The 20,740-nt window shown below is 60.0% G+C and carries 17 protein-coding genes and 1 pseudogene; 7 read left to right on the forward strand and 11 right to left on the reverse strand.

The annotated features are described in order from the left end of the window. Nucleotides 1-9 precede the first annotated feature (9 nt). Nucleotides 10-666 (reverse strand): DUF502 domain-containing protein, encoded by a 657-nt coding sequence (locus LVE68_RS03630; RefSeq protein ID WP_233005677.1) that lies wholly within the window; start codon nt 664-666, stop codon nt 10-12. 33 nt (nt 667-699) lie between these two features. Between LVE68_RS03630 and LVE68_RS03635 the strand changes: the two genes are divergently transcribed. Then, nucleotides 700-1,515: a glutaminyl-peptide cyclotransferase gene (locus LVE68_RS03635; RefSeq protein WP_233005678.1), complete on the forward strand. Its 816-nt coding sequence runs from the start codon at nt 700-702 to the stop codon at nt 1,513-1,515. Here LVE68_RS03635 and LVE68_RS03640 read toward each other — a convergent pair. Continuing rightward, nucleotides 1,503-1,925, reverse strand: a complete 423-nt coding sequence (locus LVE68_RS03640; RefSeq protein ID WP_233005679.1) for a hypothetical protein — start codon at nt 1,923-1,925, stop codon at nt 1,503-1,505. The genes LVE68_RS03635 and LVE68_RS03640 overlap by 13 nt on opposite strands. A gap of 185 nt (nt 1,926-2,110) precedes the next feature. Between LVE68_RS03640 and recQ the strand changes: the two genes are divergently transcribed. Both recQ and LVE68_RS03650 read left to right on the forward strand, forming a co-directional pair. After that, nucleotides 2,111-3,943 (forward strand): DNA helicase RecQ, encoded by a 1,833-nt coding sequence (gene recQ, locus LVE68_RS03645; protein WP_233005680.1) that lies wholly within the window; start codon nt 2,111-2,113, stop codon nt 3,941-3,943. A gap of 226 nt (nt 3,944-4,169) precedes the next feature. Further along, a complete protein-coding gene (locus LVE68_RS03650; RefSeq protein ID WP_233005681.1) occupies nt 4,170-5,666 on the forward strand; it encodes a CoA-acylating methylmalonate-semialdehyde dehydrogenase in 1,497 nt (498 codons plus the stop codon). A gap of 80 nt (nt 5,667-5,746) precedes the next feature. On the opposite strand, the gene LVE68_RS03655 is transcribed toward LVE68_RS03650, so the two are convergent. From LVE68_RS03655 to djlA, 3 genes are all read right to left on the reverse strand, one after another. Further along, nucleotides 5,747-6,565, reverse strand: a complete 819-nt coding sequence (locus LVE68_RS03655) for an OmpW/AlkL family protein (protein WP_233005682.1) — start codon at nt 6,563-6,565, stop codon at nt 5,747-5,749. Nucleotides 6,566-6,924: 359 nt separating this feature from the next. Continuing rightward, nucleotides 6,925-7,230 carry a BolA family protein gene (locus LVE68_RS03660; protein ID WP_233005683.1) on the reverse strand — a complete coding sequence of 102 codons (306 nt, stop codon included), beginning with the start codon at nt 7,228-7,230 and terminating at the stop codon, nt 6,925-6,927. Nucleotides 7,231-7,253: 23 nt separating this feature from the next. Further along, complete coding sequence (djlA, locus tag LVE68_RS03665; RefSeq protein WP_233005684.1) at nt 7,254-8,027, reverse strand: co-chaperone DjlA; 774 nt, start codon at nt 8,025-8,027, stop codon at nt 7,254-7,256. Between the two features lie 235 nt (nt 8,028-8,262). Between djlA and LVE68_RS03670 the strand changes: the two genes are divergently transcribed. From LVE68_RS03670 to LVE68_RS03685, 4 genes are all read left to right on the forward strand, one after another. Then, on the forward strand, nt 8,263-8,910 hold the full coding sequence (locus LVE68_RS03670) for a hypothetical protein (protein ID WP_233005685.1): 648 nt from the start codon (nt 8,263-8,265) through the stop codon (nt 8,908-8,910). After that, nucleotides 8,907-9,371, forward strand: coding sequence for a (2Fe-2S)-binding protein (locus LVE68_RS03675; protein ID WP_233005686.1), 465 nt, complete (start codon nt 8,907-8,909; stop codon nt 9,369-9,371). The genes LVE68_RS03670 and LVE68_RS03675 overlap by 4 nt, the downstream gene beginning before the upstream one ends. Continuing rightward, nucleotides 9,368-11,542, forward strand: coding sequence for a xanthine dehydrogenase family protein molybdopterin-binding subunit (locus LVE68_RS03680; RefSeq protein WP_233005687.1), 2,175 nt, complete (start codon nt 9,368-9,370; stop codon nt 11,540-11,542). Before LVE68_RS03675 ends, LVE68_RS03680 begins: the two co-directional genes overlap by 4 nt. Before the next feature lie 138 nt (nt 11,543-11,680). Next, a complete protein-coding gene (locus tag LVE68_RS03685; RefSeq protein WP_233005688.1) occupies nt 11,681-13,849 on the forward strand; it encodes a hypothetical protein in 2,169 nt (722 codons plus the stop codon). A 68-nt stretch (nt 13,850-13,917) separates the two neighbouring features. Here LVE68_RS03685 and LVE68_RS18160 read toward each other — a convergent pair. From LVE68_RS18160 to oadA, 6 genes and pseudogenes are all read right to left on the reverse strand, one after another. Further along, nucleotides 13,918-14,016: pseudogene (locus LVE68_RS18160) on the reverse strand (sodium ion-translocating decarboxylase subunit beta); the annotation flags it as partial. A 110-nt stretch (nt 14,017-14,126) separates the two neighbouring features. Then, nucleotides 14,127-15,923, reverse strand: a complete 1,797-nt coding sequence (locus tag LVE68_RS03690; RefSeq protein ID WP_233005689.1) for a hypothetical protein — start codon at nt 15,921-15,923, stop codon at nt 14,127-14,129. Nucleotides 15,924-15,990: 67 nt separating this feature from the next. After that, a complete protein-coding gene (locus LVE68_RS03695; protein WP_233005690.1) occupies nt 15,991-16,395 on the reverse strand; it encodes a GtrA family protein in 405 nt (134 codons plus the stop codon). A gap of 4 nt (nt 16,396-16,399) precedes the next feature. Then, nucleotides 16,400-17,350 (reverse strand): glycosyltransferase family 2 protein, encoded by a 951-nt coding sequence (locus LVE68_RS03700; RefSeq protein WP_233005691.1) that lies wholly within the window; start codon nt 17,348-17,350, stop codon nt 16,400-16,402. Nucleotides 17,351-17,603: 253 nt separating this feature from the next. Continuing rightward, entirely contained in the window at nt 17,604-18,917 is a 1,314-nt protein-coding gene (locus LVE68_RS03705) for a sodium ion-translocating decarboxylase subunit beta (RefSeq protein ID WP_233005692.1), read from the reverse strand. A 12-nt stretch (nt 18,918-18,929) separates the two neighbouring features. Next, on the reverse strand, nt 18,930-20,720 hold the full coding sequence (gene oadA, locus LVE68_RS03710; protein WP_233005693.1) for a sodium-extruding oxaloacetate decarboxylase subunit alpha: 1,791 nt from the start codon (nt 20,718-20,720) through the stop codon (nt 18,930-18,932). Nucleotides 20,721-20,740: the final 20 nt, after the last annotated feature.

Here is a 20,740-nt window from a genome sequence, read left to right on the forward strand (position 1 = left end):
CCCCGAAGATCACTCCCGCACAGCGGTACCGGCAGCGGCCTCGTTTCCGGAAGTACTGGCCTCCGCCAACAACACACCGCTGCCGGAACCACAGGCAACAATCGATTTCATTGCGGCCTCGACGCTCACGTGCGGCAGGAACTCCACGCATGCCGGCGGCACATGGAATACAAACCCGGAGGTGGGCACCGGTGCGGTGGGGACATAGACGGTGTAATCGCCGTTGTCGTGCCGGGAGGTGACGATCGCGGTGACCGAGAGCGGATTATCGATCCCGTGGATCCGCACCCGCGCCACCTGCCCCGACAATACCCCCTCCCCGCCACCGCCGCCGATAAACTGCAGCACCAGGTCCTTGATGGTGTTATAGCCGGGCGCCAGCCGTCCCAGCCACAGGTCGAGGTGGCGGTGCAGCCAGCGACCCACGCTGGTCTTGACCGCCAGCCCGATCAGGAAACAGGCACCCAGTATCACGGCTATTACCACCAGCCTGGCGAGGGTATCCTTTAACCGGGTATGCGCTTCCAGCCACTGTACCGCTGGCGCCACCAGGTCACTGACCTGGCCAAACAGCCACTGGAACAGGAGCGCAAAAATCACGATGGGAAGTACCACCGCCAGGCCACCGAGGAGAGTCAGGGTGATAAACGCTTTTATTCGGGTCATATGCCAGTTCTGATGCGAAGATTGATTACACTTATGGCCGCCCTGCTCGCTGGCGGCGTGATGGCCGAATCGCCAGTACCGCAGCGCGACTATGTACTGCTGGAGCAGCGCGATCGCGGTACCGACCACTTTACCCAGGGGCTCTACTACGATGGTGAGCGCTGGTGGGAGAGCAGTGGCCGCTACGGGCAGTCATGGCTGGCCCAGTATACCGATCCGGGCAAGTCGCCGGTACGGCGCCAGTGGCTGTCGGCCAACCGCTTTGCCGAGGGACTGGCAGTGCTGGGCGGCAAGCTCTACCTGCTGACCTGGCGCGCGGGGGAATTACAGGTTTACCGCAGCGACGACCTGTCGCGGCTGGGCACCCGCCATTACGCCGGTGAAGGCTGGGGCCTGACCACCGATGGCGAGCTGTTGATCATGAGCAACGGCAGTGACGAGCTGACATTCCGCGACCCGGACACGTTCGCCATCAAGCGCCGCCTCCAGGTACACGGCGGGGATGGCGACTGGTCGCACCTGAATGAACTGGAGTATGCCCACGGACTCGTGTGGGCCAATATCTGGCAGGACAGCCGGATTATCGCCATCGATCCGGAAACCGGCGAGGTGCGGGGACAGGTGGACCTGACGGCCCTGCAACCCGACGTGCGTCAGCCGGGCACCGTCGCCAACGGGATTGCCTGGGATCGCCAGCGCAATGCGCTGTGGGTGACCGGCAAGTACTGGCCGCGACTCTACCTGATACGGCCGCAGGGCCTGGGGTTTGCCACTGGTGCCAGCACAGGCTCCGCTGGGGAAGACCGGAAAGCGACCGGGGGACCCAACACCGGCAGTCAGCCCCGGTAGTAATCGATCACGGTCAGCACACCGCCGCCGCGAATCAGCTCCAGGGCCTCCCCGGCGATTACCAGCCGGAATCCCCGGGGCTTGCGTTCCAGGGTAACACCCGTCGCCTCCGGGACACCGCTGAAGAGCATGGCGTGACCGCCATCGCTGCCCAGCCACTGGACTCCCTCCACCTTTTCCATGCCCGGCATGTCCAGGGTCAGGACCTCGAGTTCACCCGGCAGGGGCCGAAGCTCGATCCGGGCAATACCCGAAGCGGTGGCAAGGGAAAAAGCCAGCTGGTTTTCCGGTGCCGGCTGCCAGCCCAGGTGAGTATCAGCAAGGCCCGACTGGACCAGGTTGCGGGGGGAGGTGGCAACGCATCCTGCGAGTACCCCCACCAGCAGGGAAATCGTGATTACAGCGCGCATAGGCTTATCCTTGTCTATGTCTGCGGCGGTCAATTATAGACCGTCCAAAGGCCTCGGGAGACTCAATTCACGACATTATTGTGAACTATTTCACCCGCTCACTGAACACTCATGCCGACACAACTGTCATTCATTAGTTTCAAGCGCCGGCGACGGCAGTGCCGCCGCGCGTTATACTGCCGCCCATGAGTACCCAGGCACCCCCATCCCCCCGATACGTCCTCGAACATACCTTTGGTTTTGCCGATTTCCGCGGCCCCCAGGAGGCAGTCATTTCCACCCTGATGGAGGGCGGGGACGCGCTGGTGCTGATGCCCACCGGCGGTGGCAAGTCGCTTTGCTACCAGATCCCGGCACTGGCGCGCCCGGGTTGCGGAGTGGTGATTTCGCCCCTGATCGCCCTGATGCAGGACCAGGTGGAAACCCTGCAGGCGGCCGGGGTTCGTGCCGCATTCCTGAACTCCTCCCTGCCCTTTGACCAGGCCCAGGATATCGAGACCCAGCTGCTGCACGGCGAACTGGACATGCTCTACCTGGCTCCGGAACGACTGTTGCAGCCACGCACGCTGGGGCTGCTTGAGCGGGTCCAGCTATCCCTGTTTGCCATTGACGAGGCCCACTGCGTCTCCCAGTGGGGACATGATTTCCGTGCCGACTACCTGCAACTCGACTGCCTGCACCGGCAGTTCCCGAACGTGCCGCGTATCGCGCTTACCGCCACAGCGGACCAGCGCACTCGCGGGGAAATTGCCCGTCGCCTGGACCTGGAGTCCGCCCGGCACTTCGTCAGCAGCTTTGACCGCCCCAATATCCAGTACCGGATTGCGCAGAAAAACAACCCGCGGCGGCAACTGCTGCAGTTCCTGCGCGACGAGCAGCAGGGCAATGCCGGTATCGTCTATTGCCTGTCGCGCAGCAAGGTGGAAAACACCGCGGACTGGCTGTGCCAGCAGGGCTTCACCGCCGTGCCCTACCACGCCGGGCTGCCCGCGGACACCCGCGCCACGCACCAGCGGCAGTTCCTGCGCGAGGAAGGTGTGATCGTGGTAGCCACCATCGCTTTCGGCATGGGCATCGATAAACCGGACGTGCGCTTCGTCGCCCACCTCGACCTGCCCAAGAGTGTCGAGGCCTACTACCAGGAAACCGGCCGCGCCGGACGCGACGGTGAACCGGCAACAGCGCTGCTGCTCTACGGGCTCGAGGATGTGGTAAAGCTCGGGCAGATGATGGCGGGCTCCGAGGGCAGCGAGGAGCACAAGCGCGGCGAGCGGGGGCGCCTCAATGCCATGCTGGGGCTGTGTGAGATCACCAGCTGTCGCCGGCAGGCCCTGCTGCGCTATTTTGCCGAGGAGCTGCCCCGGCCCTGCGGCAACTGCGACACCTGCCTCGAGCCGCCAGAGACCTGGGACGGTACACAGGCTGCCGCCAAGCTGCTCTCCTGTGTATACCGCACCGGCCAGCGCTTCGGTGCCGCCCATGTGATTGATGTGCTGCGCGGCAGCAACAGCGAAAAAATTCACCGCTTTGATCACCACCAGCTCTCCACCTGGGGCATTGGCACGGAACTCAGCACTGCCGAGTGGCGCGGTGTTGTCCGCCAGTTGGTTGTACGCGGCTACCTGGAGGTGGACGGCGAGGCTTTTGGCGCCCTCAAGCTGACCCAGGCCTGTCGCCCGCTCCTGCGAGGTGAGGAAGAAATCCAGCTACGCAAACTGCCAGCCGCCGCCCGCCAGGGGCCCGGCGAACGCCGTACAACTTCTGCAACGGAAATCGACACCGCCGACCAACCGCTCTGGGAGGCCCTGCGTGCCTGCCGCAAACGCCTCGCCGACGAGCGGGGCGTTCCTCCTTACGTGGTATTCCACGACGCCACTCTGCGCGAAATGGTCGCAGCGAAACCTCAGAGCGAGGTCGAGTTGCTGGCAATCTCCGGCGTCGGCGACAGCAAGCTGGCCCGCTTTGGCGCCGACTTCCTCGAGGTGCTGCAGGGGTTTGCCCCCCAGCCCGCGCAATAACCACAGGTTCCCGCCACCGGGCCATGGGCACCGCAAACCCGTGCCGTTGCCGATCCGCAGCGGCACTCCTAAACTCGCTGCAGCACAAGCATAAATTGCTTCGGCGACCGATATAACACGACTCTGGTCCCCCTTTATCGCCCGCATTACCCCGGGCTCCAGTCGCGCTAGCCGGCCGCCCCTGCAAGCAGTATTCGAACACGGATATTTTGGAGGGAGCAGCACCATGGATAACATCACCCAGCTGATCAATGGCAATCGCACCCGCGGCACCGGGCGAGAGCAGGAACTTGTCGACCCATCCACCGGCGAGATAACGGCAACCGTCACCCTGGCAGACCGGCAAACTGTCGAACAGGCCATCAGCGCAGCACAGGCCGCATTTCCGCAGTGGCGCGATACCCCGCCGATCAAGCGGGCCCGGATCCTGTTTCGCCTCAAGGACCTGCTGGAGCAAAATGCCGACGAGATCTGCGCCTTGATTACCCGTGAACACGGCAAGGTACTGAACGATGCCATGGGCGAGCTGCAGCGCGGCATCGAAGTTGTGGAGTACGCGTGCGGCGCCCCCGGGCTGCTGAAAGGCGAACACAGCAGGAATGTCGGACCGGCCATCGATTCATGGAGTGAATTCCAGCCCCTGGGTGTGTGTGCGGGGATTACACCATTCAACTTTCCCGCGATGCTGCCCCTGTGGATGTGGCCCATGGCAATTGCCTGTGGCAATACCTTTGTACTGAAACCCTCGGAGCGCGATCCCAGCGCCGCACTCCTGATCGCTGAACTCGGCCACCAGGCCGGCGTCCCGGCCGGTGTCCTGAATGTCGTCAACGGCGACCGTGAAGCCGTGGACACACTCCTGGCTGACCCGCGAGTGGACGCGGTAAGCTTTGTCGGGTCAACGCCGGTGGCCGAGTATGTCTACACCACTGGCACCGCCCACCACAAGCGTGTACAGGCACTCGGCGGTGCCAAGAACCACGCCGTCGTCATGCCCGACGCGGATCTCGACAATGCCGCCAGTGCGCTCATGGGGGCTGCTTACGGTTCCAGCGGCGAACGCTGCATGGCGATTTCCGTGGTGGTGGCGGTGGGCGATGCCACCGCCGATGCCCTGGTAAGCAAGCTGCGCGACCAGATTGCCGGCCTGCGGCTCGGCGATGGCAGGGATAACGACAATGATATGGGCCCACTGGTAACCCGAGCCCACCTGGAGCGGGTACTGGGCTATATCGATCGCGGCATCGGGGAGGGAGCGGAACTGGTAGTGGATGGCCGCGACCGCAAAGTGAACGGTCTGGAGGGAGGTAACTACCTGGGCGCCTGCCTGTTCGACCGGGTACGCGAGGACATGGTGATACACCGGGAGGAGATCTTTGGCCCGGTACTTTGCGTGATGCGGGTGGCAACGCTACAAGAGGCCATGGATATCATCGATGCACACGAATATGGCAATGGCACCTGCCTGTTCACCCGGGACGGCGAGGCGGCCAGGTATTTCTCCGATCATATTCGTATCGGCATGGTGGGCATCAATGTGCCGCTGCCTGTCCCTGCTGCCTATCACAGCTTCGGCGGCTGGAAGCGGTCACTTTTCGGGGACCTGGGTACCTACGGTCCCGACTCGGTGCGCTTTTACACCCGGCGCAAGACAGTCACCCAGCGCTGGCCCGCTTCGGGACTGCGTGAGGGCGCACAATTCAGTTTTCCCAGTAACGGGTGAGTCACCAGGCTGTACCTGCGGTTTTTGGCCGCACAACGAAAAAAGGCGCCGAAGCGCCTTTTTCCGGATTGGGAGGCTACTCAGAACTTGTAGCCGATACCCAGGTTGAATACCCAGGGATCCACATCCAGGTCCGTTCTCACGGTGTTATAGAAAGTCCGCTCATCGCCAGAGTTGTCCAGGCCGCGGACTGCGTAACGCAGGCTCGAAGTGGTTTCCACATCGTGGTACTGCACTGCGGCATTGGCCAGCCAGTTGCTCTCGCGACCGAACATGATGTCGATGCCGATCTGGCCTGCCCAGCCCCAGGTATCATCCACGCTGACCCGGCCCGGGCCGATTGCGTCACCGACTTGCACCAGCAGTTCATTGACCGGCTCGCGTACGGTAACACTGTCAAAATCCGTGTAGACAGCACCGAAGCCGATGTAGGGCTGAACCCAGGACTCCTGGCATACGGGGAACCAGTTAACCATCAGGGTGCTGGAAGTCCGCTCCAGGCTGCCCAGGTTACGACGGTTGCCCTGCAGGTCCTCACGCTCCAGCAGTCCCAGCCGGCGGATTTCCAGGTCATGATCGGACTCGCCGACGTAGCCGTATTCCACTGAGAAGTGGTCAATCGGCATGAACATGGCACTCCACTGCCAGGTGGTGTTGTCATCCAGGTCGTATTTCAGGCCTGAATACTCCGGGAAAATGTCCGGGTTCCTCAGGTTGCTGGAAGTGGAATCCGGATCGACATAACCGGCACCCAGGCGAACCACTGCGGTACCGGCATGATAAATCGGTGCCGGTCCGGCGGGCGGTGCATAGCCGGACGGGCCGGCCACGGCCTGCTGCGCTCCAACGATGGCAGATACAGCAATAGCCAGAGGTGTCAGAATGCGCGTCATTTTCATAGGTCTTACTCCATTGATATTCGGCAAATTGAACAGCAATTAACCCAATCACTTTTCAGTCTAGACAGGCAAAGACACCCCTGTAGAAAAAACATCCAACTTCTCACCGCAAAAGTGGAACTTTTGCGTAATTCTGTCAGCAGAATATTTCTTTTGGCGCGATAAATACTTTTAAGAAAATTCGTGCGCCAGAATAGAAAAATAAAATTGCGGCAACTTAATGAGTTTCGCGTCAAATTTGGCGGGGCAAGTCCCGGAATGACTTCAGCATCAACGTCATCCGGAAACAAAAGCGCGCCATGAGGTGGCGCGCCAGGAGGGACAGTAAATAATGGTGGCAAACCGCTGCGGGCAATCGATCAGTGCTTCCCGCCGCCCAGGCACTGGGGGCTATCCGGTGCCCGTCCCTGCCATTCTTCGGGGCTGAAGATATGCAGGGCCAGGGCGTGCACCGGCCCCGCCATCTCGTCGGCCAGTACACCGTATACTCGCTGGTGCCGCTGCACCTTGCGCAGGCCCGCAAAAGCCTCGCTCACCAGCACCACGCGAAAATGCATTTCGGAGCCTGCTGGCACATTGTGCAGGTGGCTCTCACACTCCACCTCTATATGCTCGGGATCAAAAGCGGACAACAATTTGGTCTCAATTTGCCTGGCCAGGCTCATGCGTTACCTCCTCAATGCTGTACTCAGGAAACCGCGCGGCTCTTGCGCGCTTCCATGATGGTGTCGTAAGCCACGGTGACGCTCTTCATCTGGTCCTCGGCGTAGCGCATGAACTCCTCCGGCAGCCCCTTGGAGGCAATCTTGTCCGGGTGGAATTCCGCCGCCTTGCGCCGGTAGGCCAGCTTAAGGTCGCGGTCACTGGTATCTGGCGAGCAGCCCAGCACCGCATAGTGCTGCTCCAGGGTACCGGTGGCTGCGGGGCCGCGGCGACCGAACTCGCCCTCCATGGCGGCAAAGATGGAAGCGTGCAGGCCCAGGTACTCCGGTATGCGCCGCAGGATATCCTCTTCTGCTGCATGCAGTTCCCCGTCTGCATGGGCAACGGCAAAGAGCAGGCGATAAACCATTTCGCGCATGGCCTGGTTGCGGACCAGTTGCTGGTATTGCTCGGCATAGTCGTAAATGCTGTAGCCATCGGACTTGGCGTTCTGGAAAATCTGGATCGCCTGTTTGCGATCCTCGGCGCCCAGGCGCAGGTTATTGGCAATGAACTCCTCGATCAGGTTGATCTCGGCCCGGCTCACCTGCCCATCGGCCTTGGCCATCTTGGCCAGCATGGAGAATACGGTAACGATAAACACCGCCTGGGCCCCGTCGCGCCCGAGTGCCGCATTGTGGCCAACCCGCTTGAGCCCGGACCCGAACGAACTGCCGACCCAGGCGCCCAGTGCGGCGCCAATGGGACCGCCAAACATTAACCCGATACCGGCCCCGATGCCGGCCCCAAGCCAGGACATATATGCTCCTCTCGGCGCCCCTTGGCACCCAGTAATGTAAAAACAGGCGCCCATCATATCACGCGCCCCCCATATCCCGCTGCAGCCGGACTCCCCGGTCATTGCCCGTTCGGCACGGGTATCCACCCCCGGGCTCAAACGGCGTTAGTTGCCACCTGAGTTCGCCCGCGAACCTGTCACGGTCGCCACCGCTTGGTTACTGTTTCCCAACCCTACAACAACCGGGATTCGCAACATGGACTTGCGACATGAATACGGGTGGCCTTCGCCCCTGCCCCCCTCCCAACGGGTCGGCCCCGCTGCCACCCTCGCCCTAGCAGCCCTGCTACTCGTTGCAGGCTGTGGAGAGCGCAAGGCCGAAAGGCCGGACAACGCCCCCCCTGCCCGGGCAAGCCAGGACGGTGATCACTGGCAACAGATCGCCAGCGTACTGACGCATCCACGCTGCCTCAATTGCCACCAGGTCGAAATGCCTTTGCAGGGCGACGGTCGCCCGCATATCCCGCGGGTAGAACGCGGGCCGGACAATATGGGCGTTGCGGCCATGCGGTGCAGTAACTGTCACAAGTCTGGCAACAACCAGGCCTCGGGAGTTCCCGGCGCCCCCCACTGGTCCCTGGCGCCGGAGTCGATGAACTGGTCGGGCCTCTCGACGGCCGAGCTCTGCCAGCAGCTGCTTGATCCCAAGCGCAATGGTGGGCGGACCCCGGACGACCTGGCCAAGCATATGGGAGAGGACCCGCTGGTGCTGTGGGGCTGGCAGCCCGGTGCCGACCGCGAGCCGGTTCCAATCCAGCACGACAAGTTCATGGAGGTGTTCAGGGCCTGGGTGGCGGCCGGCACACCCTGCCCACAGCAAGAGCAAAGTGAGGACTCAGCATGATCAGTGTGGAGATCAACGGAGAGCAGCGGGAACTGGATGTGGATCCGCAGATGCCGCTGTTGTGGGCGCTACGGGATCACCTCGACCTGACAGGTACCAAGTTCGGTTGCGGGCGGGCCCTGTGCGGCGCCTGCACTGTGCACATCGACGGAGAGGCGGCGCGTTCCTGCTCGATCACGGTGGGTGATGTCGACGGCAAGAAAGTCACCACCATCGAGGGCGTGTCCGGTCCGGTGGCCGAGGCCGTGGTGGGTGCCTGGCGCGACCTGGACGTGGTCCAGTGCGGCTACTGCCAGTCCGGGCAAATTATGTCCGCCATAACCCTGCTGACCAAGAACCCCTCACCCACGGACGCGGATATCGACAGCAGTATGGTCGGCAATATCTGCCGCTGCGGAACCTATCAGCGCATCCGCGCAGCCATCCACCAGGGAGCCAAAAAAGCCGGGGGTGAGGCATGAACGATACCGACGCAGAAGCCGGACTCAGTTCCCCGTCGCGCCGCCGCTTCCTGCGGGGTTCGGCTGCGGCCACAGTATTCCTGCTCGCCTGCCATGTGCCCTTTTCACGCCGCGCACTGGCACAGCAGCCCACCAACAATGCGCCCCCGATCCATAAGCCCAACCTGTTTGTAAAAATCGATAGTGACAACTGGGTCACCGTGATCAGCAAGCACCTGGAAATGGGCCAGGGCGTCACCACCGGCCTGGCCACGCTGCTGGCAGAAGAGATGGAAGCCGACTGGTCGAAAATGCGCTTTGCTTTCGCACCAAACGACACCAGTGTCTACAACAATCTGGATTTCGGCCCGATGATGGGCACCGGCGGTTCCAGCTCCATGCACAACTCCTGGGAGCAGATGCGCATGGCCGGCGCTGCAGCTCGGGCCATGCTATTGGCCGCCGCTGCTGAAAAGTGGCGGGTGCCGGAGGCGGAGCTTAAAGCCGAGAACAGCACCATCACCCACAAATCTGGCAAAAGTGCCACCTTTGCCGAGCTGGGCCAGGAGGCAATGCAACAACCGGTCCCCGAAAAACCGGCACTCAAGGCGCCGGGGGACTGGAAGTTGATCGGCAAGCAACTGCCACGCATCGACTCCCGCGGCAAGACCGATGGCAGCGGCCAGTTCGGACTGGATGTACGCCGCCCGGGTATGCGCCGGGCGGTTATCGCGCGCCCGCCACTATTCGGCGCCACCCTGAAGAACTTCGATGCCAGTGCCAGCAAGAAAGTCCCCGGCGTCCGCGAGGTGGTAAAAGTCCCGGGCGGTGTTGCAGTGGTGGCTGAGGACACCTGGAGCGCTTTGCGTGGTCGCGATGCCCTGAAGGTCGAGTGGGACTCGGCAAATGCCGAGACCCGTTCCACCGACGAAATCCAGGCGGAATACGGCAAGCTCGCCGATGGCAAGGGGCTGGTGGCGGCCAACCGGGGCAATGCCACCGGCACACTTGCCAGCGCGGAGAAGAAAGTAAAGTCGGAGTATTTTTTTCCCTACCTTGCGCACGCGCCAATGGAGCCACTGAATGGGGTGCTGGAATTCGATGGCAACAAGGCCAAGCTCTGGGGCGGCAGCCAGCTGCAGACGATCGATACCAACGTGCTGGCCAAAACCCTGGGGATCGAGCCGGGAGCAGTAACAATACACACCACCCTGGGCGGTGGCAGTTTCGGTCGCCGCGGCACCGCAGTCGGTGACTGGGTCGCAGAGTTGGCTTCGATCAGTAAGGCGATAAAGGAAAAGACGCCGATTCAGCTTGTCTGGACCCGCGAGGACGATATCCAGGGCGGCTACTATCGGCCGATGGTACTCCACCGGGTGGAGGCCGGGATCGATAAAGATGGTAATATCGCCGGTTGGCAACACAAGATTGTCACCCAGTCGATCTTTGCCAGCACCGAGACTCCGTTCACGTCCTTCATGGTCAAGGATGGCGTGGACCACAGCAGTGTCGAGGGCGTGGCCGATACGCCCTACCAGATCGACAATTTTTCCGTCCTGTCATACAACGCGAAATCACCGGTCAGCGTCAACTGGTGGCGCTCGGTGGGTAATACCCATACTGCCCATGTTATGGAAACCACCCTGGATGAGCTGGCGAAGCTCGCCGGCAAGGATCCGCTGGAATTTCGCCTGCAGTTACTCGAGGATGAGCGCGACAAGTCCGTGCTGCAACTGGTCGCCGAGAAGACAAGCTGGCGGGGTGCCGGTGATAAGCGCGGCCTGGCATTCCACAAATCGTTCGGCACCCCGGTTGCCCTGGTCGCGGAGGTGGACGCCGGTGAGGGCGACTTCCAGGTCCGGAAAATCACGGCGGCGGTTAACTGCGGTACTGCCATCAATCCGGATATTGTCGCTGCGCAGGTGGAGGGCGCCGTCGGCTTCGCCCTCTCCACCCTACTGCGTAATCAAATAACTTTGGATAAAGGCCGGGTCGTGCAGAGTAATTTCCACAACTTTATTCCCACCCACATCGCGGATATGCCGGAGGTCGAAGTCCATATTGTCCCTTCCACCGGCACCCCCACCGGACTCGGCGAACCGGGCCTGCCTCCCCTGGCGCCCTCAGTCGGTAACGCGATTACCGCAGCGACTGGCAAACGCATGTACTCCATGCCCTTCTTGATGACCTGACGATACAGTGCCTTCCGCCGGGAATCGTCTCCCGGTGGCAGGCCTGTGCCATACTGATTTCAGGTGCCCGGTGGGAGTTAAATTGCAGCTCTGGTACCGGGCAGTGACTGGAGAGGAAAGCATTAGGAAGTACGACTCATGGATGATGTCCGCAGTTTCCCGTCGAGCAGTTCCTGCAGCCAGATCCTGCCCCAGCTTTTTTCCCTGCTCCTGTTACTGGGCCTGCTTACGGCAGCGCTACAGGTTGTTGCCAGTGAAAAACAGCCTGCGGCAGATCCACAGCAAAATTTCCCCCAGGGACTCGGGCCAATCCTGGGCCGGGAACAGCGTATTGCCGGACGCCTGAGCGGCAATGGCAACCCGCTCGCAGGTTACCGGGTTAGCCTCCATGTTACGTACCCCGGGGTCGGTTACGACCTGGTGCTCGATACCACTACTTCCCGGCTGGATGGGAAATTCGACTTGCACCTTCGCTTGCCACTGATCCTCTCACACAGGCTTGATCCCATTTACTATGTCATCGCAAAAAAACACACAGCGATGCTGGCCAGCGCAATCGGGTCTGGTCGCCGGCTCCCGCGGCAGATAGAAATCAACGAACGCACCACTGTCGCCACCGGCACCGCCTTTGCCCAGTTCATTGGCGAAAAGAGTATCTCGGGAAACCGCTACGGTATGCTCAATGCCGTGCGCATGGCCGCGAATATGGCCAACCCCCGCACCGGTGCCCTGGCTTCGGTGCTGGCGAACTCCCCCAATGGCACAGACACCTCAACCCTGAGGACCTTCAACTCCCTGGCCAACGTGGTGGCCGCCTGTATCGCAGATGCGGGTTACTGCCAGCTGCTCTTTGCCGCTACCACGCCAGCAGGTGGCGAGCGCCCGAAGACCGTGTTGCAGGCGCTCGCAAACCTAACAAGGTACCCGTCTTATCCCAATTACCCGAAGGACGCAGATGACCCGATCTTCCTGCTGTCCCTCGCTTCACCGATCTACCGACCGCTGCGCCTTGAACGCCCGACAAACTGGCTGCTGTTCCTGAAGTTTACCGGGGGCCAGTACAGCGAGCAGGATAATGACAACCTGATTAACGGCCCGGGTAATATCGCCCTCGACCACCGCGGCTTTGCCTGGATCAATGACAACTATGTCCCGGCCGCCCCCACGGATTTTGCCTGTGCTGGCCAGCGCCTGCTCAAGTTCTTTCCCTGGGGTGAGACCTTTCCCGGCTCCCCGTACTTCGGCGGCGGCTTGAGTGGCGCCGGGTACGGTATCACCCTGGACACCAGGGGCAATATCTGGGTAGGAAATTTTGGGTTTGAGGCAGAGGCCTGTGCCGACGGCACCATCCCACCTGCCCCCGGTAACAAGATACCAGCGACCCATAACAGTGTGTCCCTATTCCTTCCGAATGGCGTCCCGATATCACCATTCAGGGGGTTCACGCAGGGGAAGATATTCTGGCCCCAGGCGACAGTATCAGACCGCAAAGGCAATATCTGGGTCGCGAACTGTGGCAGTGACAGCATCACTGTCATTCCGGAGGGGAACCCCTGGCTGGCCCGCAACATTGCACTGCCCGGCGGAGGTACCGAACCCGACTCGCAATCCCCGCTGCTGAAACCCTTCGCCATTGCCATCGACCCACAGGGCCGCGCCTGGGTAACCGGCAACAAAGCACAGGAAATCTATATCGTGTCCCTCGACGGTTCAGTCGAGACCGTCGATTCCTCACAGGTCTCGGTTTCCTGGCCGATGGGGATCTCCAGTGACAGCCGGGGAAACATGTGGGTATCCAGCTCTGATACCGTCAATATCGTCTGTATCGACCCGCTGGATTCGCAGGGTGGAGAGAATCCCTCGGTAATCTTTTACCCCGCGGACGGAGGCAAACCAAAGCAATTCAACCAGCGCGGCGGGCTGACGATACCCTGGGGCAGCGCAGTGGACGGCGAAGATACCCTGTGGGTGTTCAATTTCGGCCGCGTGCCACTAGAGGACGCCGACGACGACCAGGAGTGGCCGGATACCGGCATCACCCGCCTCTGTGGCATTGGCAGCTGCCCCCATGGGCTGGGCCTCGGGGACGCGATCTCCCCCGACACCGGGTACACCAGCGACGCCCTGGAACGAATTACCGGAGGGGCTATCGACCCCTCCGGCAATATCTGGTTGCTCAACAACTGGCGCAAGGACGGGCCACTGTTCTACAGCACCAATCCAGGGGCTAATTCATTTGTGATCGTACCGGGTGCCGCCAAGCCAGTGAAGACCCCATTAATCGGGCCGCCAAGAACTTTTCACTGAGTCAGGCAGATAACAAAAAGGGCGAACCACCTGGTTCGCCCTTTCACTTCGAGGCAGGAAAAGGCCAATCAGCCAGTCATTGCCCGCACCATGGTAATCATCACACCGGCAGCCACTGCCGAACCTATCACACCAGCCACGTTCGGGCCCATGGCATGCATCAGTAGGGGGATATAGCTTGAACTCCCGGCCAGCTTTGCTTGAAAACCTGCGCCGCCGTCGAATCGCTCAGCGACCTGACATTTTTTAACACAAACGGCGACCAGCGGGGCGTCCCTCACTGACGCTTACGGGTAAGGACCAGGCCGTACCCGTCCTCGATCGATATGTCAAAGTATTGTAAATACCCAGACCTGTCGGACCGGGAAAATACCTTACGGGGTACCGCAATCATTGATGTGTCAAAATGCCGCATGACATCAATCATTCTCTCTGGGGGCAGCAATGCCTGACCATACTTTTCCCCAACAAAAAATTGCCGGTAACGACCGGGACCATACCAGTCACCCACAACTACTCCATCGAAGTAGTAAATAGAGTTCTCGAAGCCCACCTGGACTATTCGATTCCCGAATTGCTCTGTGAGTAGATTTGATTGCGAAAGCAGATTGTATCCTGGCTGGGAGTTTAGCTGCTTATCCCACTCCCTGGCTGTCAAACCCAGGTCTTTCAAGGGTTTGGACAATACACTGCCAAGCACAACGATCCCGAGAAAGCCCGTTGCCACTTGCCCAGGCAAAGGGCTTCTTCCAGAGAAAAAGTCCTTGACACGTCCACGCCATACCAGCCAATAAATCGCATACGCCGACAGAAACACCCCGACTCCATAGACAGGCGACAGATAGCGATCAACCTGGGTAACAAAAAACCAGAAGGCCAGGTAGGAGGCGAACAGAAAACGCATTGGGCGAAGACCTTGCGGCGCCTTCAGAATCACCAGGCACAGCAAACCCAGCAAAAGCACTGTAGCTTTAACTTCACCCAACGCGCCGAATATATCCAGTGAGGCAGGCGCGACACCGTGTGTCGCCTGCTCTGATGCCTGGCTCTTGAGGTCAAGGGCATCCCACAAGTAGTGCCCAAAGACATTCCCCCCCGCAGGATGCAGGGGGTCTCCTGAAACAACGATACTACGAATATACCATCCTGCGCCCGCAAGCATTCCCGTCAATGAAAAAAACAACAGGACCTTGATATTTCTCTTGGCGAAAAGTAGGTAGATTCCCGCCAGGCCGGCATACACCAACCCAAAGTATTTGGTGCCCGCTGCGGCCCCTGCCAGGAAGCCCGCGATCAGAATCCAACCGATTTCCTTCGCGGACCTGGACAAAGCCAGTGCAAGGACCGAGCCCCAACTAAATAAGGCCAGGGTATTATCTATATACGCGTACCCCAGGGTCGACCTCACCGGCCCCAACCGATACAGGAAATAGATTGATAGCAGGCCAATGACCATCGAGCCGGTTTGCCAAAGCGACGCACCCAGCAATCCAACACAAATAAGAAACAATGGAAGCGTCGCAAAGACCTGGGCACCCAGGTCATCACCCAGCATAAGGCCAAGCGTCACCAGTAGGTTGCCATTCTGCGGAAACAGTGGGAAACGAATATACTCATTTAGCACAATCGCTTGCTGTTCAAGATAGTAGCGAGCAAGCGGCAAGTGATACATGGTGTCGTCCCAGTGCCCCGGTGCATGTACTGAGGCAATCACGACCGCAGCCAGCAGTGCGGCCAGCAGGAGCCAGTCAGAACACCTCCAGCCGGAAAGAACAGGCGCGATACTGGCTGACCTGTGATTAGCTGACCAGCCGGCTACTCCGGCCAGAAACACAGCGGCAATCGTGATCGGGACAGGTGAAAGCAAGCCAGCGATGCCTATGGCGAAAAGGGCCATAATGTTGACGACCAGACCGATGGTGGCACAAAAAAACAGGGCGAGGTAACGATTGACGGGGAACGGGCTCAATTCACTGACACGTGAAAACCCTGTGATAACGGCCAAGCCCACTAAAAAGCTATGCGCCATCAGAAGCATCGCTGCAGCCGTTGCCTGAATGATTTCAATGTACATAATTCGCCAATCCCGGCCTTAACGCGTCCGACAATTTATATGAATTATATGCCTTTGCAGGAATGTTCTATTCCGCATGACGCTGGCCATTAAAAACCAGCAGCCGTGCAGCAAGGAAATTCACGCTCACTCCGCTAAGGCTACCGGCAGCCACCCCCAGTATCGGTTCCAGCCGAACGTGACTGCTGGACGCTACTAGCCAAGCATAAACAGAGTAATTCACCAAGCCCCCAGTGATCATAACTGCGACGTAGACCAGCATTTCACTGCGCACGGAATAAGGAGAGACACGATCCCCAAATGTCCATAGTCGATTGAGTATCCAGGTAACCATCGCGGCGCATAAAAAGGAGACTACCCGCCCCAGGTACAATCCCGCCTCTGGCTTTAATGCATACAGGACTGCGGTATCGACCACGAAACCGAGGGCACCGACGACGGTGAACAGGAAGATTCGCTTGAGTATCGGCATTTGATCAGTTGCCGCCACTGGCCGGATGAGGTATTGCCAGGTAGGCCATTCGCTTTGCCTCCTGTCGTCCACGGACAACATTGTCCAGGATCAGCCCGCAGGCAAGGGAAAGCAACGCACAAATCATCATCGAGGCTGACAGGATAGCAGTCGGGAACCTCTCTACCAGACCGGTTTCCATGTAGTCAAAAATCACTGGAACGAAGATTCCAATGGAAGTCCCGGCAATCAGCAGCGCACAAAGGGAGTAAAATGACAGCGGCCGCTCCGCTATATACAAGTGCACGATAGTCCGGAGAATACGCCAACCATCCCGGTATGTGGAGAGCTTGCTTTCAGTTCCGACAGGGCGAGCCCCATACTCTACAGGGACCTCCCCGGATGGCATACGCAGCTCTAGCGCATGTATGGTGAGTTCCGTTTCAATTTCGAACCCCTGCGATGTGGCGGGGAACGATTTTATATAACGCCGGGTGAATACCCGGTAACCGGACAACATATCACTGAATGCACCACCGAAAATCCTTTTGACGCTGGATGTTAGCAACTGATTACCAAACTGGTGTCCCCGGCGATATGCCTCAGGCATATTATCTTTCGGCGTGCTCCGGGAACCGACCACCATGTCTAACCGCTCATCGATCAGCTTATCGACCATTTGGGTCACGGCACGTGCAAGGTAAGTCGCGTCGCCGTCTACCATGACCAGGATATCAGGGTCCACATCGGCGAACATTCGCCTGACGACACTTCCCTTTCCCGGGGTATCAACTGAAATTACCGTTGCCCCCTCAGCGCGTGCGACTGCAGCGGTTTGATCTTGTGAGCGGTTATCAAAAACATAGATCTCCAGCTCCGGCATTGCATTACGGAAATCCCTAATTACCTGCCTTATAGCTCCTTCTTCATTGAAACAGGGGACCGCCAACGCAACCCTTAAATCTCTGTATCGCATACTCTTCAGCTTTTATTATTACAGCACCCCAGCCTGCCCTATCCTGTATAAGGCAGGCTCCTCTCCCATCCGTCTACGCGGCACTCGTCGATATCGAGCCTGTCGAGCGGGACCTACAGTCAGGGGCAATTAAACTCGAGGGAGGGCATTATACTCTGTAAAGAGGATGCGTTTCAGCAAACGGGCCACCCACCCCCACACGCGGAAACAGCGCTGGGGCGGGGGACCGGGTAGAGTCCTTAAAAGGCCCGGATCAGCCAGTCATTGCCCGCACCATGGTAATCATCACACCGGCAGCCACTGCCGAACCGATCACACCAGCCACGTTCGGGCCCATGGCATGCATCAGCAGGAAGTTGTGCGGATTGGCCTCCAGCCCGATCTTGTTGGATACGCGCGCCGCCATGGGCACCGCCGATACACCAGCGGAACCAATCAGGGGGTTGACCTTGTTCTGGCTGAAGACATTCAACAGCTTGGCCATCAATACGCCCGCCGCAGTGCCGATGGAAAAGGCCACGATACCCAGCGCCAGGATCCCGAGTGTTTTCGGGTCCAGGAATTTGTCTGCTGCCAGCTTGGAGCCTACGGAGAGGCCGAGGAAGATGGTGGTAATATTGATCAGCGCATTCTGGGCGGTATCGGACAGGCGCGCTACCACGCCGCACTCGCGCATCAGGTTACCGAAGCAGAACATCCCCAGCAGCGGCGCCGCGTCCGGCAGGAACAGGGCTACCAGGATCAACAGCAGCAGGGGAAAGGTGATTTTCTCCCGCTTGGTCACATGGCGCAGCTGCACCATCTCGATACGACGCTCTTCCGGGGTGGTGAGCGCGCGCATGATGGGCGGCTGGATCAGGGGTACCAGGGCCATATACGAGTATGCGGCTACTGCAATGGCACCCAGGAGGTCCGGAGCCAGCAAGCTGGATACGTAAATTGCCGTGGGACCATCCGCGCCGCCGATAATACCGATGGCCGCCGCATCAGCAATGGAGAAATCCATTATCCCGGCCACTGATAACCCCACCGCGCCCAGTACCGTGGCAAAGATACCGAACTGGGCCGCCGCGCCCAGGAACAGGGTACGGGGATTGGCCAGCAGCGGGCCAAAGTCCGTCATCGCGCCCACGCCCATGAAAATCACCAGCGGCGCCACACCGGAGGCAATTGCCACGTTGTAGAAGTTGTACAGCATGCCGTTATTGAAACCGGCATCCGTCGCCAGCTCCGCCGCCCGCGACTGTAAGGCTGCCGGGGCATTAGCCAGCGCCTCCTTGAGTGCATACAGGGAGTCAGTGGCACCAACCCCCAGCAACTGGGCCATCTGCCGCAGCATTTCCGGGTCGCCCGATACCAGTGCGGTTTCTGCCGCGGACAGGGCCAGGTTAGCACCAGGGATATTGGCGAGTATGCCGCCGAAACCGATGGGAACCAGCAGCAGTGGCTCGAAGTTCTTGCGGATGGCCAGGAACAGCAGCGCCAGTCCCACAAGGATCATGATGAACTGGCCACTCGACATCTTGTAAGCGCCGGAGGCCAGCCAGAGATTAAGTAGGTTATCCACACATGCCCCCGTTTAAGCGATCTTCAGCAGGGCATCGCCCACGGCGACAGAATCGCCTTCTTTTACTGACACTTCCGTCACCGCACCGGACCGCGGCGCACTGACCGCAGTTTCCATCTTCATCGCCTCGAGGACAACGATGGTCTGTCCCTCGGTCACCTGGTCACCGGGTTTTACCAGTACCTTGAAGATATTGCCGGCCAGCGGTGCGGACACCGGCTCGCCGCCGGAGGTGGGGGCCGCCCCAGAACCTGATGGCGCCGTGCTGCCGCCGCTGCCCACCGGTGCAATACCGGTCAGGTCACCGCCGTCGGCTACAGTCACGGTATAGCTCTGGCCCTCGACGGAGACCGTATAGACCTCTTCGCCCTTGTCATTGGTAACCGCGCTACCCTCATTGCCGGTGGGCACCGGCTCAAAAGCGTCCGGGTTGTCCCGGTTCTTGAGGAACTTCAGGCCGATCTGCGGGAAGAGCGCATAGGTCAGCACGTCGTCGATCTCGCGCTCGCCCTGTTCCAGCCAGATCTCTTCATCGCTGGCTTTTTGCTTCAGCTCACCGGTGAGCCTGTCGAGCTCCGGCTCCAGAAGGTCGGCAGGGCGACAGGTTACCGGCTCGCCGCCCTCCAGTACACGTTCCTGCAGCTCGCTGTTCACGGGCGCCGCTGTAGCGCCATACTCGCCCTTGAGCACCGCGGCAGTTTCCTTGGAGATGGTTTTGTAACGCTCTCCGGTCAGTACGTTCAGCACCGCCTGGGTACCGACGATCTGCGAGGTGGGGGTCACCAGGGGGATAAAGCCCAGGTCCTCACGCACGCGGGGAATTTCCTCCAGTACTTCATCCAGTCGGTCGCCGGCGCCCTGCTCTTTCAGCTGGCTCTCCATATTGGTGAGCATGCCACCCGGTACCTGGGCGACCAGGATGCGTGAATCCACCCCGCGCAGGGAACCTTCAAACCTGGCGTACTTCTTCCGCACTTCGCGGAAGTATGCGGCAATCTCTTCCAGCAGGTTGATATCCAGCCCGGTATCCCGCTCGGTCCCCTCGAGAATGGCAACCACGGATTCTGTGGGGCTATGGCCGTAGGTCATGGACATGGAAGAGATAGCGGTGTCGATATTGTCGATTCCCGCCTCGATACACTTCAGCGCGGTAGCAGTCGACAGGCCGGTGGTGGCATGGCACTGCATGTGGATGGGAATATCCACCGCGTCTTTCAGCCGCCTGACCAGTTCGTAACCCTCGTACGGGCGCAGCAGGCCCGCCATATCCTTGATGGCAATGGAATCTGCGCCCATATCTTCGATCTGGCGCCCCAGGTCTACCCACAGGTCCATGGTATGAACGGGACTCACGGTATAAGAGATGGTGCCCTGGGCGTGCCGCTCCTGCTTCTTCACAGCCTTCAGGGCCGTCTGCAGGTTGCGCATATCGTTCATGGCGTCGAATACGCGGAATACATCCACACCATTTTCCGCAGCGCGTTCGACAAACTTCTCCACCACGTCATCGGCGTAATGGCGATAGCCAAGGATATTCTGGCCGCGGAACAGCATCTGCTGTGGAGTATTCGGCATGGCCTTTTTCAGTTCACGGATCCGCTCCCAGGGATCCTCACCCAGGTAACGGATACACGCATCGAAGGTGGCCCCGCCCCAGGACTCCAGAGACCAGAAGCCAACCTTGTCCAGTTTCTCCGCAATGGGCAGCATATCGTCGAGCCGCATGCGGGTGGCGAACAGTGACTGGTGAGCATCGCGCAGGACTACATCGGTAATCCCCAGTGGCTTTTTAACCTCAGTCATGGGTTATTTCTCTCGCTATC

This window comes from Microbulbifer sp. YPW16 (genome assembly GCF_021290385.1).
Lineage (GTDB): Bacteria > Pseudomonadota > Gammaproteobacteria > Pseudomonadales > Cellvibrionaceae > Microbulbifer > Microbulbifer zhoushanensis.